Below are 16,969 nucleotides of genomic sequence, written 5' to 3'. Positions count from 1 at the left end.
AGGACGCGACTATGCATGTAGAAGGTTTTTTTGAATGGCTGGGGCAGGCACTGGGGGCGGTGATCCGCTTCATTGTCGATGGCTTGAGCGGGCTGTTCAATCTGCTGGCCAATGCCGGCGGCAATTTCATCGACGGGCTGGCGCGCACGCTGGGCATGGATACCTCGCTGGTCAGCATCCTCGCCTTGATCGTCGGTTTGCTGCTGTTGTACTCGGCAATCCGCGCGTTCATGCGCGCCTCGATCATCGCCGGGATCATCTGGCTGATTCTCGGCTTGTGGGTCATGAGCTGGATCATTCATTGACTGGAGATTGCCGGGAGGGCTGCGCCCTCCTTTCGCGACGCAAGGCCGCTCACAGATGACCGCGTCGCTCGGGCGTTACGCGGTCTGTGTCGCGAAAGGGCCGCGCAGCGGCCCCGGCGATCTCGAACGAGGCAAGAATCCCGCCTCAGCGCCCCTTAACCGTCATATCCCCCTGACTCTCACCCACCGCCTGCAGGTTAGGTCGATACATCGACTCAACCTGCGGCGGCGGCACCCGGTAGGTACCCGGGGTCACGGCGCGGGCCAGGTACAACAGGTGGGTGGTACCGTAGCTGTCCAGTTTCAGGGCAGCGACATAGCGGTCATCACGGTACTCCTGATGCACCACGCTGGCGTTCTGCATCGACTCGCGCCATTCCTTCACCGCACTGCTGGCGTTGTCCAGGCTGGCTGCGCTCTGCGCCAGGTTCTGGTTTTCCAGCTCAAGCCCCGCCGGCAGCAGGTCAACCACCAGTGCATCCGGCACTTGGGTCGAGGCACGCAAGGCCAGGTGCACCAGCACCAGCTCACCGCTACGCAGATTGCGCAGATCCAGCGGCTGACCGTTCATGCCCAGGTACTCGCGGCGGATCTCCATACCGTTACTGCTGGCCGGCGGCGCTTGGCGCGGGTAACCGGACAGGGTCAGTTGCTGATAAAGGGTGTCGCTGCCCTGGTTCTGCAAGGTCAGCGGCGATGCCAGTAACGGCCCTTCGAGCTTCATCCCCGATTCGACGTTGTTGAACTCGCGCACCTCGCCGGCGCTGTCCAGCCGCGCCTGCCACTTGCCTTCAGGTTTACCCAGCAGGCCGCGGCCCGCGAGGAACAGCGCATTGCGCTCCTGGGTCGACAACCAGCGGTTGGCGGCCAGTTCGTCAGACAAGGCAAACAGGCGCTGATCGACCTGATTGGTGGCCAGGTTGTTTTCCTGGAGCAAGGCGAGGATCAACGCCTGGTCACGCACTGCACTGCCGTAGTCGGCCATCCAGCCCTTGCCGCGGCTGATCGCCAGGCCCGCTTGCAGCGCTTGCTGGGCACGTGGCTTGTCGCCCATCTTGTCCAGTGCCACGGCCAACTGCACCAGCGGCAGACCGGAACGGGCATCGCTCCGGCGCTCGAACACTGCGCGCAGGGCACCCAGCGGCGCCTGCTGACTGCGCGCCAGTACCAAGGCGGCGTAGGCTTGCACGGCAAAACGGGTGTGCTCGGCGTTGTCGCTGTAGTTGACCTCGATCAGATTGCGCTCCTGCAAGTACCGCAGCAGCCGCTCGTTGGCCTTTTTCAGCGCTTCGGCCGGCACGCCATAGCCCTGCTCGCGAGCACGCAGGAGGAAGTCGGTGACGTAGGCAGTCAGCCAGTATTCTTCTTCACTGTCGGAGCTCCACAGGCCAAAGCCACCGTTGTAGCGTTGCATGCCCAACAGATGCTCGATGCCCATCTCGATCTTGCGCTTGCGCACATCGGCAGGCTCGCCCTTGATGCCGAGGCGCTTGAGACTTTCGGCATCGGCATAGAGCGACGGGTACAGGCCGCTGGTGGTCTGTTCCAGGCAACCATAGGGATAGGCCTCGAGCGCACGGATCTGCTCGGCCAGGTTCAGCGGCGGCCGGCTCGACAGGGCCAGGCTGGCCTCAAGACCGGCCGGCTCGAACTCAGCCAGATCGCTCTCCGGCAGGCTCCACGGCTGATCCTTGAGTGCCACGCGGTAGTGTTTGAGCATCGCCGGATAAGCCGGACGCACGCCCAGTTTCCACTCACGCTCAAAGCTGCTGGCGGCTTCACCCGGCAGTTGCAGGCCGTTGACGCGCACGCGCAGGGTGCCCTGGCCGAGACCGCCCAAGGCCTGCACCGGGATCATCAGAGTCTTGCGCTGGCCCTCGGCCAGGGCAACATTCTGCTGACTGCCGGCCGCCAGGCTCAACTGGCCTTCGCCGCTGAGTTCGACCGTCAGCTGCTGGGCGCGCCCGGACAGGTTGGCCAGATCCAGCGCCAGGCTGGTGCGGTCACCACCGGCGAGGAAGCGCGGTGCCGACAGCTCGGCGATCAGCGGCGCGGCGACCACGGTCTTGCCTTCGGCCATGCCGAACTGCTCGTCGCTCCAGGCCTGGGCCATGATCCGCAGTTCACCGTTGAAGTCGGGGATATCAACCGTTGCTTCGCCCTCGCCCTTGTCGTTGAGGGTCACCGGCAGGCTCTGCTGGGCAACGATGGTCACCGTGGTATTGGGCCGCTTGCCGCCCTTGGCCAGCGCGGCGTCACCACCAAAGGCCAGGCTGGCCAGACGGCCCTGCCCGGCTTCGATCAACTGGCCATAGATATCCAGTTGGTCAGCGCCATAGGCCTTGCGCCCGAACAGGCTGGCGAAAGGATCAGGGGTCTTGAAGTCGGTGATATTGAGGATACCGATATCCACTGCGCTGAGCAGCACGTGCACCTGTTTAGGCACGCTGCCGTCGGCAGCGGTAGCCTTGAACTTGACCGTCAAAGGCTGCTTGGGGCGCATCTTCTCAGGCGTCTGCAGGGTCAGGGCCAGCTTGCGCTCGGTCCGATCCAGTGGCATATGGAGCACGCCGACCGCCCGTTTTGGCGTGGCGTTGGCCTTGCGCTCACCTGGGCGAATCACCAGCGCACTGATGTACAGGTCGTGCCGCGCCCACTTCTTGTCCAACTGCACGTCGAAGGTCTTGCCTTCGGCGGGCACGTCGATTTCCTGCCACCACAGCGGCCCATCGCTGGATTCGATCATCAGGTAGCCGCTGCCGGCTGCAGGCGGCGTGACCGTGACCTTGGCCGTGGCGCCGTCGGCATAGGACGGTTTGTCCAGGGCGAGCTTGACCTGATCCGGGCGCACGGCGCCGCCTTCGGCATTGTCCTGAGCGCGGTAACCGGCCCAGAAGCGTGCACTGGACACCAGCCCGGTCTGCGGGTCTTCAACCTCGACCCGGTAAGGGCCCCACTCGACCTGGAAGTTCAGCTTGGCGGTGGAGCCGGCTTTGACGCTGACGGTCTCTTCGCTCTGGGTCAGGTACTTCTCGTTGTAGTTGTAGCTCCAGCCGTCGCTCTGCGAGTAGTTCCAGTAGTAGTCGCGGCGCTCACGGATCAGCCGCACCTTGAGGTCGTCGGCGGCCAGCTTGGCACCGTTGCGGTCGGCTACCAGCACTTCGAATTCGACCGGGCCATCGCCATCGGTTTCTTCACCGTCGAACAAACCGCGCAGGCCAGGCAGGCGCTCGGCCGGCCAGATCGGTTGCTCAAGGCGGCGGGTAATCGGTCGGCCGCCGGACTCCTGCAGGCTGGCCTGCACACTCAACTGCAGCGGCGAACGGGCCTCGCTCCAGCGGCTTTCGATGTCGATGGTGGCCTTGCCGGCCTGGTCGAGGGTGACTTCGTCCAGCTCCAGATCCTGACTCAGCTCGGTTTCGGTGATCGACCCGAACTGGTAGCCGGGCAACGCCGGCACTGCTTCACGCAGCGGCCGCACGTAGGCCTGGCCACTGAGGCGGTTGCCCGCTGCCGGGGCGCCATACAGGTAGCGGCCATTGACTTTGATCTGCGCGGTCTGCTCAGGGCTCAGCGGCGTGGCGCTGCCCTTGAGTTCAAGCGCCAGACGCTCGGGCAGGAAGTCTTCGACGAGGATCTCGAAAACCTGCTTGCGGCCACCGCCGAGATCGAGCAGCAACTGCCAGCGGCCGGTCGGTGCCTCGCTCGCCAGTTGCAGCTGATATTGATAGAGGCCATTGGCATCGGCCTCCCAGACAAACTTGCGGCTGACCTGCTCATCCGGCCGGCGCACCTCGACGCTGACTGGCTGCGCCTTGACCGGCTTGCCATCCTGATCACGCAACAGGCCATTGAGCAGCACGGTCTCGCCCGGGCGATAGAGGTCACGCGGACCGAACACGAAGAACTGCAGCGGGTTGGCCTGCGGCCCGGTGATGTCGAACTCGGCCAGGTCGAGGGCGGCGGTATTGAGCCGCAATAGAGTGGTGTGCACGCCCTGGGTGGCGATCAGGGTATCGGCCTTGTCGGTGATCGGCAGCTGGGCATGGCCATCACTGTCGGTCTTGGCCTGAGCCAGCAGCTTGCCCTTGTCGTCGTGCAGTTCGAGGTTGACGCCACTGAGCGCCTTGCCGCCTTCCAGTGCCTGGGCGAACACATCCAGGCGGTCACGGTAACGGTGCGCCGAGACGCCGATATCACTCAGGGTGAACAGGGTTGCTGGCTGGGAATAGTCATAGGTGCCAGATGCACGCATCACCGCCAGGTACACGCCTGGCTCCTGCAGCGGCTTGATCCCGGCAATCGGCAACAACACGGTCTCGCGGGTGTTGCGGGCAGGGTTGAGGTCGAAGCGCCCGCCGTAGACCAACTCGGCCATGTCCAGGGTTTCTTGGGACTGGTAGTAGTACAGGCTGCTGTTGCGGCCCCAGTTGGCCAAGAAGGTCGAGAGCATCTCCGGCTTGATGCGGAAGAACTCGACATCGACTTTGTCGACGTTCAGGGCAATCACCGGCAGGCCTTCGGCCAGGCGCGTCGGCAGCAACGAGCCACGGCTGGCAAAGCCGATGGTGGCCTGCATGTCGCGGGTTTCCAGGCGGCTGACCGACTCGGCCGCGAGGCTGTTGCCATTCACCGCGAGCAGGCCCTTGTCCAGGGTCAGCACCAGCTTGCGCTGCGGTTCAAGGTGGCGCAGGCGCAATTCCATCTGGTTGTCGGAAAGCTCCCAGGCGCCGTCCACCTTGCCCTTGACGGTGTCGACCAGGTGCACCTTGCTGGCGAAGTCCTGCTTGGCATCGAGCGGCGCCGAGAAACTGATCGACAGCGCGCTGGCGCCGTCGAGCTGGGTTTCCGAGACATCGAGCACGGTCAGCTCGCGGCCTGCGTAGCGCTTGGCGAGCAATGCCGGGTCTTCCCGTTTGGCGGCCTTGGCTTCGGCCGGGGCCGTTGCTGCAGGCTTTTCGACAGGGGCAGCGGTGTCCTTCGACGAGGAATCACAAGCACTGAGCAATGCCAGCGCGCAGGCCAGCAACAATCCTTTGTTGAACATGGAGAGAAGACTCTTGGGCAGCGTGTTCTTGAGGGCTGCAACTATAGCGCAACGGCCAGCGGCTTACCTGCTGTCGCGTGGTAACTGCGAGCTTGTTCGCACGGGCGGCCGGGCAGCTCGCTAGAATAGCCTCGGCGGCGCCCCGCCAATCTCAGCTTTGATCGCAACAGGAGTCCGTATGCCCCCGCTGTCCGCCGACTGGCGCCACCGCCTGACCCACCGCAAGGTCTGGGCGCTGGCCGCACCGATGATCCTCTCAAACATCTCGGTGCCGTTGGTTGCATTGGTCGACAGCACGGTGATTGGCCACCTGCCGCATGCGCATCAGCTCGGCGCGGTGGCCGTGGGCGCGACCTTGTTCACCTTCATGGTGGGTTTGATGGGCTTCCTGCGCATGGGCTCCACGGGCTTCGCCGCCCAGGCCGCCGGGCGCAACGATGGCGCGGCGCTACGCCAAGTGCTGGTGCAGGGATTGCTGCTGGCGCTGGGTTTTGCCGCGCTGATCGGGGTGTTGGCACTGCCCTTCAGCCAACTGGCGTTGCAGGTAATCAACCCAAGTGCGGCGCTGCATCAATCCACCGAAGATTTCTTCCACACTCGATTGCTCGGCTTGCCGGCAGCCTTGGCCAGTTACGCCCTGGTCGGCTGGTTTCTCGGCACGCAGAACGCGCGCGCGCCGTTGGCGATCCTGCTGACCACCAACCTGCTCAACATCGTGCTCAATCTGTGGTTCGTGCTGGGCCTGGACTGGGGCGTGATTGGCTCGGCGCGGGCTTCGGTGATTTCCGAATGGAGCGCCGCCCTGCTCGGCCTGGCTCTGACCCGACCGGCGTTACGCCGCTATCCTGGGCAGCTCGCCTGGGCGGCACTGCGCCGCTGGCAGGCCTGGCGGCCGCTGCTGTCGGTCAACCGCGATATCTTCCTGCGCAGCCTGGCGTTGCAGTTGGTATTCCTGCTGCTTACGGTGCAAGGCGCACGCCTCGGTGAAGCGACGGTGGCGGCCAATGCCCTGCTGCTCAATGGCCTGTTGCTGACTGCCTATGCCCTCGACGGCCTGGCCCATGCGGTTGAAGCGCTGTGCGGTCACGCCATCGGCGCCCGCGACCGGCAGACCCTGCGCCGCTCGCTGGTGGTCGCCGGTGGCTGGTCACTGCTTGTCAGTATTGGTTTTGCCGGGGTGTTTCTGCTCGGCGGGCACTTGTTCATCAACCTGCAAACCGACATCGCCAGCGTACGCGAGGCGGCCTATCCGTACCTGCCGTACCTGGCAGTGCTGCCGCTGATTGCCGTGTGGAGCTACTTGCTCGACGGCCTGTTCATCGGCGCGACCCGCGCGCGTGAGATGCGCAATGCGATGCTGCTGAGCTTGCTGCTGGCGGCGCCGTTGGCGTGGATGGCCAGCGGGTATGGCAATCATGGGTTATGGCTGGCGTTTCTTGGGTTCATGGCGTTGCGCGGGGTGACGCTGGGGTGGGTTGGCTGGCGGATGCAGCGAGAGGGGCGGTGGTTGGGGTGATTTAGGGCGATCTTTTCAACGGCCAGTTCGAGGATGGCCATATCCACTGGGGCGCTGGCCGAGTAAAGCTGGGGCCGCTCTGCGGCCCTTCGCGGGTGAACCCGCTCCCACAGGGGTCACCTGTGGGAGCGGGCTTGCCCGCGAAGGGTCGCGGAGCGCCCCCAAAGTCTCAGGTGCAGCAAAGGCTGCTAGCAGCCCCTTTTGTACATCACGACGACAGGTACGAAGACCGGGTCAAGCCCAACCGCAGCGCATCCAGGTACTGGGTGCGTTCGCGGGCGGTGATCTTGGCGCTGGCGACCTTGTCGCGGTAGTGAGTCATCAACTCCTCCGGCGACAAGTGCACGTAGCGCAGCATGTCTTCGATGGTGTCATGGGTCTCGATACCGGCGTGGTAGGCGCTGCCGTCGGCGTTCTGGTAGATGTTCACCGAGTCGGTGTCACCGAACAGGTTGTGCATGTCACCGAGGATTTCCTGATAGGCACCGACCAGGAAGATCCCCAGCAGGTAGTCCTCACCCTCGTTGATACCATGCACCGGCAGGCTGGTTTCGATGCTTTGCTCGTCGACGTACTGGTTGATCTTGCCGTCCGAGTCGCAGGTCAGGTCCTGCAGCACGGCGCGGCGCAGCGGCTCTTCGTCCAGGCGGTGCAGCGGCAGGATCGGCAGTACCTGGCCAATCGCCCAGGTATCCGGCAGGCTCTGGAACACCGAGAAGTTGCAGATGTACTTGTCGGCGAGCTTGTCGTTAAGTTCGTCGAGCACCTGGCGGTGCGAGCGCTGACGGGCCTTGAGCGAGTTGTGCAAGCGGCGGCACACGGCGAAGTAGCACTGCTCGGCGAGGGCCTTTTCCGACAGGGTGAGTTTACCGTCGGCATACTGCGCCGCCACGTCACCCATGTAGTGGGTGGCACGCCAGTAGGTCTCGGTGACCATCTCGATATCGGTTGGGCCGAGCAGGTCGACCAGCCATTGCACGGTCTCGGGCAGGGCTTCCTTGTTGTCGATGGTCGGCACTTCGTCGTTGTGCTTCTCGACGTCGGTCACCTGCACCACCAGCATCGCGTGGTGCGCGGTCAGGGCACGGCCGCTTTCGGAAAAGATGTGCGGATGCGGCAGGCCCTGCGCATCGCAGAACTCCTTGAGCATTCCCACCACGACGGCGGCGTAGTCGTCGATGTCATAGTTGATCGAGCTGGCATTGCGCGAGTGGGTGCCGTCGTAGTCGACCCCAAGGCCACCGCCAACGTCGATATGGTCGACCGGCAAGCCCAGTGAACGCAGCTCGCCGTAATAACGGATCGCTTCCTTGAAGCCATGCTGGTAGTCGGCCAGGTTGGCGATCTGCGAACCCATATGGAAGTGCAGCAGGCGGATGCCCTGATCCAGTCCGGCAGCGCGGAAGCGCTCGACCACTGACAGCAACTGCGCCGCCGACAGACCGAACTTGGACTTCTCACCGCCGGTGTCGGCCCACTTGCTCGATGCCAGCGACGACAGGCGTACGCGCAAGCCGACCTGTGGCTTGACCTTGAGCTCGGCAGCCTCTTCGATCACCAGCGCGACCTCGGACTCCTTTTCGATAACGATGAATACGTTATGACCAAGCTTCTGGCCCATCAGCGCGAGGCGGATGAACTCACGGTCCTTGTAGCCGTTGCAGACGATGGTGCCGCCCTTCGGCGCCAGCGCCAGCACCGCCAGCAGCTCTGGCTTGGAGCCGGCTTCAAGGCCGATCGATACGTTCTGGGTGGCGATGATGTTCTCGACAACCGCTTCCTGCTGGTTGACCTTGATCGGGTACAGAGCGGTGTACTCGCTCTGGTATTCCAGGCGCGCGATGTTGGCGTCGAAAGCGCCGGTCAACTGGCGGACGCGGTCTTGCAGGATGTCCGGGAAACGCACCAGCAATGGCAGCGAAAGGCCACTCTGGCGCAGCTCGTCAACCTGTTCGAAGAGGTCGATGGGGGCACTGTCGGGGCCGTTGGGGCGCACTTCGACGCGCCCGGCTTCATTGATGGCGAAATAACCAGCGCCCCAATGGCGGATGCCATAAACACTGCGGCTGTCGGCCACGGTCCACTGGCTACCATCGTCTTTGCGTGTGCGTCGTACGGACATTCAAGTCCCCTGTAGATAAGTCGAAGACACTGCCTTGGCGACAAGGCGACGGCAGTGTAAAAGCGAAAAATGACGATTCGTCCATGCCAGGGGTAGACCCTGGTTACGGAATCGAGTTTAGAAAGCTCGGCGGAAAAAATCGCCTGGTGATTCAACCACCGGACTTTTTCGCCTTGAAGCCTTGCTTGGTCAGCTCTGCCAGCAACAGCTCGACGTGGTCGCCCTGGATCTCGATAACGCCGTCTTTCAAGGCGCCACCGGTGCCACAACGCCGCTTGAGGCTGGCAGCCAGCTCTTTCAAGGGTTCGAGCGCCAACGGCACACCGCTGATGGTGGTCACCGTCTTGCCGCCGCGGCCTTTGCTTTCGCGGCGCACACGGGCAATACCGTCACCTTCGGGGATGGCTTGCTGCTTGCAGATACAGGCATCCGCCGGCTGGCCACAGTCGGGGCAGTGCCGACCGGCATCGGTGGAATAAACGAGACCGCTCAAGGCGGAAAAGGAAGAAGCTTTCTTGGCCACTTTTGTTCCTCTTGCTGAGGACAAAAACTGGTCGATTCCGTTGCCTGGAGCCGACCGCGAAGCCCCACTCTGGCAGGGGCGGCGCTACTGACGCAAAAGCTGCGACAGCCCGAAAAGGGCGCGCAGTGTAACGATAATTGCGCCGCTTGCTAAGTACTGGATTGCGCCATTTTGCGCAGGTTTTACGACCTGACGCAGACTCCTGGCCGCAGACTAGCTCAAGCCTGCCTGATAGCGCTGCAGCGCAACCAGCGAATCCGGGCAATAAGGCAAACGCTGACGCTCATCGTCGACCTGCGCCAGGCTGACGAAGCGCGCCTCGCTGACCTCCTCCGGCTGCAAGCTTAGCGGCCCGTCCCAGACCGCCGAAAACACGCCGCACCAGAGCCGATTGCCCGGCTGGTCAAAATAGAACCGCTCATGAAAGCGCAGCCCGACGCCGGTCACCCCGAGTTCCTCGGCCAGCTCGCGAGCCGCCGATTCGGCATAGCTCTCATCGGTCGCCACCATGCCGCCAGCGGCCACGTCCCAGTACCCCGGGTAGACCGCCTTGCTCAGGGAGCGGCGGTTGATGCAGAGCAAGCCGGCGCTGTTGAACAGCAGAATGAATGTGCAGCGGCCAATCAGCCCTGCCTCACGCAGCTGTGCACGCGGCATGGCGCCGAGCAGTTGATCATGCTCGTCGACCCAGGCGATCAGTTCGAGGTCCGAGGCCGCCCGGTGGGCAGCCTCGGCTGGGGTGATGGTCATGCTCAGCCTTGCGACAGCAGCTGACGCAGGTCGATCACTGCGGCGTTGGCGCGGGAGATGTAGTTGGCCATCACCAGCGAGTGGTTGGCCCACATGCCGAAGCCGCTACCGTTGAGCACCATTGGGCTCCACAGCGCTTCCTGCGAAGCTTCCAGCTCACGAATGATCTGGCGCACGCTAACCGTGGCGTTCTTTTTGGCCAGGACGTCGGCGAAGTCCACTTCAATGGCGCGCAACAGGTGCGACAGCGCCCAGGCCTGACCGCGTGCTTCATAGAAGACGTTGTCGATCTGCATCCATGGTGTTTCCACCAGCTCTTCATCAAGCTGCGGCACCTGGCCAGCCACCACGGTTTCAGTCTTCAAGGTGCTGTTCAGCTTGACCCGGCCGACACTGGCCGACAGCCGCTGCGACAGCGAACCCAGACGGGTGGCTACGTCACCCAGCCAGTTGTTCAGGTTATCGGCACGGGTATAGAAGATCGCGCCCTTGTCGCCTGCGGCCAGACGCGTCTGATAACGCTCGAGCGACTTGATGCCTTCAGAGAACTCGGACTCGCTCGAAGGCAGAATCCAGCTCTTGTTGTCGAAGTTGAAGCGCGGCTCGGCCTTGGCCAGGTCGGCGTCTTCGGTCGACTGCGACTGCGAACGGGCGAAGTCCTTGCGCAGTGCCCGCGACAAGTCGCGCACCTGCACTAGCACGCCATATTCCCAGCTCGGCATGTTGTCCATCCATAGCCCAGGCGGGAAGCGGTCGTTGGAAATATAACCGCCCGGCTTGTCGAGCAGGGTGGCGGCAACGGTTTTCAGCGTCTCGACGGTGGTGTAACCAATGACCATCTTCTGCCCGCTGCGCTCGGCGCTGGCCTGGGCATTCTGCTGCACCGGGAACAGGTCAGGCTCCTGGCTCCAGTACCAGCCAAGGCCGATACAGACCAGCAGGTACAGCCCGATCACAACCCCAAGAGCGCGGCTCCAGAGGCCGCCAAGGTAGCTACGGGCGGCGGCGCGACGGGAGTCGGGCCGCTCACGAGGCTCGGCAGTGGCCTCACGGTTTTTCCAGTCCAGCATGGCATTGTCCTTAATCAGTCACGACGGTTCAGAGCTTGGACCTCAGGCTACGGCCAGGGTGCCACGGCAAGCCCACATCGACCCACTATAAAGCAGACACCGGCTTGCGCATAAGCGACCGGGTGGTCGGCAACTGAATAACAGGACCAGACGCAATGTTGACCTGGTACACGCGCAGCTTGCAGAAGTGGTGCTAGCATACAGCCATCATCGAAGCTGCATTCCCCCATAATAAGTAGTCAGCCATGATCCAGTCACCACAGCCCAGCCAAGAGCGCGCCAAGCGCAGCAGCGATTACGTCGACGACGTGCCGCTGCCGCCGTTGCGCAAACCGGTGTATATCCTGCTGCAGGATCATGACCGCGCCGAACGCCTGGCGCAGCAGCTGGAATTCTTTGGCCTGGGGGTGCACGCACTGGCCACTGCCGAGGTGTTCTGCGCGGCGATGCGCGAGCGCTTGCCGGCGGCGATAGTCATGGACGTCGACTTCAGCGGCCCGGGCTGTGGCCTGCTGCTGGCGGCGCAGGCCCAGCTGGGGCTGGATCAGGCTGTGCCGCTGCTGTTCTTCAGCCTGCACGAAACCGACACGCCGACGCGCCTGGCCGCCGTGCGCGCCGGTGGCCAGGCGTTCATGACCGGTACGCTGGAAGCATCGAGCCTGCTGGAAAAGGTCGAGATGCTGACCAACGCCACTCAGTACGACCCATTTCGAGTACTGATCATCGATGACTCGCGCACCCAGGCACTGCATACCGAGCGCGTGCTCAACAGCGCCGGGATGATCACTCGCAGCCTGACCGAGCCGATCCGCGCCATGGCCGAGCTGGCTGACTTCCAGCCCGACCTGATCATCCTCGACCTCTATATGCCCGACTGTACCGGGCCGGAGCTGGCCAAGGTGATCCGCCACAATGACCGCTATGTCAGCGTGCCGATCATCTACCTGTCGGCCGAGGACGACCTGAACAAGCAGCTCGATGCCATGAGCGAAGGCGGTGATGATTTTCTGACCAAGCCGGTGCGTTCACGCCAGCTGCTGACCACGGTACGCAACCGCGCCGTGCGCGCGCGTCATCTCAAGGCGAGGATGGTCCGCGACAGCCTGACCGGTCTGTACAACCACACGCATATCCTGCAATTGCTGGAAGACTGCCGCTTGCGCGCCCGCCGCGAACAGCAGCCGCTGAGCTTTGCCATGCTCGACATCGACCACTTCAAGAAGATCAACGACCGCCACGGCCACCCCATGGGCGACCGGGTGATCAAGAGCCTGGCATTGTTCCTCAAGCAACGCCTGCGCAAGACCGATTACATCGGCCGTTACGGCGGTGAGGAATTCGCCATTGTGCTGCCCAATACGCCGCTGAGCGCGGCCTACAAGGTGCTCGACGAGATCCGCCGGCGCTTTGCCGAGATCATCTATCCCGCCCAACCCCACGACCTGCACTGCACCTTCAGCGCCGGCGTGGTGCAGTTGGATCAAGCGCACGATGCCCTGAGCATGGCCAGTGCCGCTGACGAAGCGCTGTACCGGGCCAAGCATGCCGGGCGCAACTGCGTGGTGCGGGTAGACCCCGCGTAAACGGCGCCAGGCCCGATCAAGGCAAAAGGCCACAATTCTCCAGCGCAGCACCCTCCTCCGTCATCACCCCGTCATGAAATCGCAATAACTTCAGGCACCTACCTCTCTCCACGCTGCCGGAAGCCTGCGCCATGCGCCTGAAGTGGTTGACCAATTGCAACACCCTGTTGCTCGTTGCCGTGTGCATTGCCCTGGGCGCAACCCTGTGGTGGTCACAACGAGCGCTGGAGCGTCCCTATCTGCTGATGGAACGCTATCTGGGCTTGTCGCAGCAGTTTCAGAACCATATCGAGCGCGATACCCAGGCCTACCTGGCCAGCGGCGACGCCGTACGCCACGCCGCCGCTGTGCAGGGCAACCAGCAGTTGCAGGCAGCGCTTGCTGACTGGCCCGGAGCTCTGGCCGAGCAACTGCGCCCCAGCCTCGCCGAGTTGCAGGCATTCACCGGCAATCAGCTACTGGCCGCCGGCAAGCTGGCGGGTGATCCGCAAGCCTTGCTGCTGCAGGCCGAGCGCGAACTGGGCGGCACTCTCGAACAGCTGGCTGGCTACGCCCAAGGTAGCACCAGCGAGCAGGCCCAGCGCTACCTGGCGCCCTTGCTGGACGCAGCGATGCATTTGGGCCGTTTATCGCTGGCCCGCGACAAGCTGGTCAGCAGTGGTCGCGCCGAGCTGGCTGAAGAAGTCGAACGCGAATTGCAGCAGGTACGTGTTCAGGCCGAGCAGATTGCAGCATTGCCGCTACTGGGCGTGACCCGCGCGGCCGAGTCCGGCGCTGACGACTTCGCCGCGCTGATGGGGCTGCAAAGCCAGGCTAGCGAGCAGCGCGAAGACGTCGCCGTGGCCCTCAAGCGCGATCTGCAGAGCCTGCTCAGCCGCTATCGCGCCGAACTGCAGCGCACCCGCGAACAGATCGATCAGCGCGCAACCCTGGCCAACAGCACCCGCGAGCGGCTCGAGGCGGTGCAGCAAGTGCTTGCCGGGCTGGAGCCGCAGGTACGCGCGCAACACGCCAGCATCGCCGCCGAGGTGCGCATCATTCAGGGCGTGATGATCGTCTTGATTCTGTTCATCGCGCTGCTCATCGACAGCCTCCAGCGGCGCCTGGCGGGAACCCTCGGCAGCCTTGCACCAGCACTGTCACGCTGGGCCGAGGGCGATTTTGCCCAGCCCATTTCCTTGGGCAAGACCAACCGCGAACTGCACGACATCGAAGATTCGCTCAACCACCTGCGCCAGTATCTGGTGCAACTTGTGGCGACCTTGCGCGCCAACGCCGAGCAGGTTGCCGGCAGCAGTCATGCTCTGGCCGGCATGAGCAGCGGCCTGCACCAAGGCGCCGAACGCCAGGCCGGTGACACGGCGCAGATCCGCGATGCCCTGGGCGAGCTGGAAGCGACCATTCAGCAAGTGGCGGGCGATGCCAGCGCTGCGGCCCAGGCCAGTCGCGAGGCCGGCAGTGCCGTCGAGCACGGTCAGCGGGTGATCGGCCAGAGCCTGTCTGGGCTGCGTACGCTGGTTGATGAAGTCCAGGGCAATGCGCAGATGATCGAACAACTGGCACACGAGTCGGCGACCATCGGCGGTGTGCTCACGGTGATTCGCTCGATTGCCGAACAGACCAACCTGCTGGCGCTCAACGCCGCAATCGAAGCGGCTCGCGCCGGCGAGATGGGCCGCGGCTTTGCCGTGGTCGCCGATGAGGTGCGCTCGCTGGCGCAACGCACAACTGGCGCTACCGGCGAAATCCAGGCACTGATCGACCGCCTGCAACTGGCCGCGCGCGACTCGGTGAATGGCATGCGCACCCAGCTCGAGCATGCCGAGGCCACTGCCAGCCAGGCGCAGACGGCAGATGGCGCTCTGGATGAAATCGTCACGGCAATCCGCACCATCGCCGACACCGCTGGGCGTATCGCCGATGTGACGGCGCAACAAACCGGCGCCGTGAGCGACATCCGCGACCACAGCGAGCGCATTCACCAACTTGGCGAAGACAACCTGCAGCGCATCGGCGAAGGCCGTGAACAAGGCGAGCAATTGCTCAAGCTGGGCGGTGAGCTGAACACTGCAGTGGCTGCATTCCGCCTCTGAGCAGGCCGGGCGGCCGCCCCCAATGCCCGCCAAGTCCGCTATCATGCGCCCACGTTCGACCTCGCGAGTCCGCCATGCGCCGCCTGTTTTTCCTGCTGTTTCTGCTGCTGGCCAGCCCGGCTTTCGCCGCTGGCCTGCTCGACAACCGCCCCAGTGCCACGCTCGGTGCCTCTGCCCTGAGTAACAACAGCGACTTCCTGCCGGTGCATGAAGCGTTCAAGTTGAGCCTGGTCAGCAGTGATGCGCAGAACATCACCCTGCGTTTCGTCGCCAGCGACGGTTACTACCTCTATCGCCACCGCTTCCAGTTCCGCAGCGAGCCTGCCGATGTAGCTCTGGGCACGGCGCAGATTCCGCCCGGCGAGGCCAAGCACGACGAGTTTTTTGGTGATGTCGAGGTGTATCACGGCGTGCTCGATATCGTCGTGCCGCGACCTGCCGCTGACAGCCGCGGCTTTACCCTGCTGGTGGGCTACCAGGGCTGTGCCGACAAAGGCCTGTGCTATCCGCCGGAAACCGCAAGGATTGCCATCGATGCGGCTGGTACAGCCAGCTCGCCAAGCAGCGCGCCCGGCTGGGACTGGCAAGCGTTGCTGCTGTTCTTCCTCGCCGGTGTCGGCCTGACCTTCACCCCCTGCGTACTGCCGATGCTGCCGATCCTGTCGGGTGTGGTCTTGCGCGGTCAGGTCGGCGGCTGGCGTGGTTTCAGCCTGTCGCTGGCCTATGTGCTGCCGATGGCGGTGTGCTTCGCCACCCTCGGCGCGCTGATGGGCGTGTTTGGCGCGGGGCTGAACCTGCAGGCGCGGCTGCAATCGGCCTGGGTGCTGGTGCCGTTTGCGCTGTTCTTCGTGCTGTTTGCCCTGGCCATGTTCGGCCTGTTCGAGCTGAAGCTACCGCAAGCCCTGAGCAATCGCCTGGACCGCGTGGCCAATCGCACCCAGGGCGGCTCGCTGCTCGGTGCCGCGGTGCTCGGCGTGCTCTCCAGCCTGCTGGTTTCACCCTGTGTGTCGGCGCCGCTGGCCGGCGCCCTGCTGTACATCAGCGCCAGTGGTGACGCTTTGGGCGGCGCGCTGAAACTGTTCGCCCTGGGCCTGGGCATGGGCGCGCCATTGCTGCTGATCGGCACCGGCGGCGCGGCCTGGCTGCCGAAGAGTGGGCCGTGGCTGAACACCGTCAAGAATGCCATCGGCGTGCTGTTGCTGGGTCTGGCTATCGGCCTGCTCAGCCGAGTTTTGCCCGGGCCGCTGACCTTGCTCTTGATCGGCCTGCTGGCGGCGGGCGTAGCGCTGTTCCTCGGCGCCCTTGAGCTGGTGGTGAAAACGCCACGCGAGCGCCTCGCGCAATTGGCCGGCCTAGCCTTGCTGGTGTACGCCCTGGCGTGCTGGTACGGCGCCCTCAGCGGTCAGGGTGACCCATTGCGGCCACTGCCCAGCGCGGCTCCAGCCGCTGCTGCAGGCGCAGTCAGCGCCGACGCCTGGCAGACCATCACCACTCCGGCGGCGCTCGACGCAGCCCTGGCGGCCGCCTCGGCCGCCGGCCAACCGGTGCTGCTCGACTGGTACGCCGACTGGTGCATCAGCTGCAAGGTGATAGAACATGAGGTGCTCAGCGCACCGCAGGTGCAGGCGCAGTTGGGCGCCTTCAAGCTGCTGCGTTTCGACATCACCGAAAGCAATGTCGAGCAACGCAGCCTGCTCGACCGCTATCGCTTGTTCGGCCCGCCGGCACTGCTGTTCTTTGCCGCAAACGGCAGCGAAATGAGCAGCGATCGTGTGGTTGGTGAAATAAACGCCGGCGATTTTGCACAGATCCTCACCCGCGTACGCGGCCAACTCGGGCTATAACTTCCTGCTGACTGCGCTGTGCGCAGCCTGCGGTGACCAAATTTAAACATCTGGTCACATACTTTGCGCGAATCTCGGGCAACGTGCTGGCTATTGCCGGGAACTGGACACACCTA

The 16,969-nt window shown here is 64.0% G+C and carries 10 protein-coding genes; 5 read left to right on the top strand and 5 right to left on the bottom strand.

The genetic code is table 11. The annotated features are described in order from the left end of the window. The first annotated feature begins 11 nt into the window (after nt 1-11). Nucleotides 12-305, top strand: coding sequence for a hypothetical protein (locus FW789_RS16290; protein ID WP_186700579.1), 294 nt, complete (start codon nt 12-14; stop codon nt 303-305). 145 nt (nt 306-450) lie between these two features. Here FW789_RS16290 and FW789_RS16285 read toward each other — a convergent pair whose 3' ends face one another. Then, nucleotides 451-5,352 carry an alpha-2-macroglobulin family protein gene (locus FW789_RS16285; protein WP_446431752.1) on the bottom strand — a complete coding sequence of 1,634 codons (4,902 nt, stop codon included), beginning with the start codon at nt 5,350-5,352 and terminating at the stop codon, nt 451-453. Between the two features lie 178 nt (nt 5,353-5,530). Here FW789_RS16285 and FW789_RS16280 point away from each other — a divergent pair, with 178 nt between their 5' ends. Further along, entirely contained in the window at nt 5,531-6,868 is a 1,338-nt protein-coding gene (locus FW789_RS16280) for an MATE family efflux transporter (protein ID WP_186700581.1), read from the top strand. Between the two features lie 208 nt (nt 6,869-7,076). Here the strand turns inward: FW789_RS16280 and speA are convergent, their stop codons facing one another. The 4 genes from speA to FW789_RS16260 form a co-directional block, all read right to left on the bottom strand. Next, the gene (gene speA / locus FW789_RS16275; RefSeq protein ID WP_101316098.1) at nt 7,077-8,990 is read right to left on the bottom strand and encodes an arginine decarboxylase; all 1,914 of its coding nucleotides are present in this window, start codon (nt 8,988-8,990) and stop codon (nt 7,077-7,079) included. 151 nt (nt 8,991-9,141) lie between these two features. Beyond that, complete coding sequence (locus FW789_RS16270; protein WP_101316096.1) at nt 9,142-9,513, bottom strand: translation initiation factor Sui1; 372 nt, start codon at nt 9,511-9,513, stop codon at nt 9,142-9,144. 213 nt (nt 9,514-9,726) lie between these two features. Continuing rightward, entirely contained in the window at nt 9,727-10,263 is a 537-nt protein-coding gene (locus tag FW789_RS16265; RefSeq protein ID WP_103435912.1) for an NUDIX hydrolase, read from the bottom strand. Nucleotides 10,264-10,265: 2 nt separating this feature from the next. Beyond that, nucleotides 10,266-11,333, bottom strand: a complete 1,068-nt coding sequence (locus tag FW789_RS16260; protein WP_103435911.1) for a DUF2333 family protein — start codon at nt 11,331-11,333, stop codon at nt 10,266-10,268. 245 nt (nt 11,334-11,578) lie between these two features. Here FW789_RS16260 and FW789_RS16255 point away from each other — a divergent pair, with 245 nt between their 5' ends. The 3 genes from FW789_RS16255 (at nt 11,579) to FW789_RS16245 (ending at nt 16,853) form a co-directional block, all read left to right on the top strand. Then, on the top strand, nt 11,579-12,916 hold the full coding sequence (locus FW789_RS16255; protein ID WP_186700584.1) for a GGDEF domain-containing response regulator: 1,338 nt from the start codon (nt 11,579-11,581) through the stop codon (nt 12,914-12,916). 131 nt (nt 12,917-13,047) lie between these two features. After that, entirely contained in the window at nt 13,048-15,009 is a 1,962-nt protein-coding gene (locus FW789_RS16250; RefSeq protein ID WP_446431751.1) for a methyl-accepting chemotaxis protein, read from the top strand. 74 nt (nt 15,010-15,083) lie between these two features. Next, nucleotides 15,084-16,853: a protein-disulfide reductase DsbD gene (locus FW789_RS16245; RefSeq protein WP_186700587.1), complete on the top strand. Its 1,770-nt coding sequence runs from the start codon at nt 15,084-15,086 to the stop codon at nt 16,851-16,853. Nucleotides 16,854-16,969: the final 116 nt, after the last annotated feature.

Source organism: Pseudomonas sp. 1121_17 (assembly GCF_052850745.1).
Note: the sequence above shows the minus strand (reverse complement) of the source record. Positions and strands in the feature narration are given on the sequence as shown.

Bases quoted from the DNA above. Each gene is read 5' to 3' on its own strand.
- FW789_RS16280 (WP_186700581.1), top strand. From the start codon at position 5,531: ATGCCCCCGCTGTCCGCCGACTGGCGCCACCGCCTGACCCACCGCAAG.
- speA (WP_101316098.1), bottom strand. From the start codon at position 8,990: ATGTCCGTACGACGCACACGCAAAGACGATGGTAGCCAGTGGACCGTG.
- FW789_RS16285 (WP_446431752.1), bottom strand. From the start codon at position 5,352: ATGTTCAACAAAGGATTGTTGCTGGCCTGCGCGCTGGCATTGCTCAGT.
- FW789_RS16245 (WP_186700587.1), top strand. From the start codon at position 15,084: ATGCGCCGCCTGTTTTTCCTGCTGTTTCTGCTGCTGGCCAGCCCGGCT.
- FW789_RS16255 (WP_186700584.1), top strand. From the start codon at position 11,579: ATGATCCAGTCACCACAGCCCAGCCAAGAGCGCGCCAAGCGCAGCAGC.
- FW789_RS16265 (WP_103435912.1), bottom strand. From the start codon at position 10,263: ATGACCATCACCCCAGCCGAGGCTGCCCACCGGGCGGCCTCGGACCTC.
- FW789_RS16260 (WP_103435911.1), bottom strand. From the start codon at position 11,333: ATGCTGGACTGGAAAAACCGTGAGGCCACTGCCGAGCCTCGTGAGCGG.
- FW789_RS16290 (WP_186700579.1), top strand. From the start codon at position 12: ATGCATGTAGAAGGTTTTTTTGAATGGCTGGGGCAGGCACTGGGGGCG.
- FW789_RS16250 (WP_446431751.1), top strand. From the start codon at position 13,048: ATGCGCCTGAAGTGGTTGACCAATTGCAACACCCTGTTGCTCGTTGCC.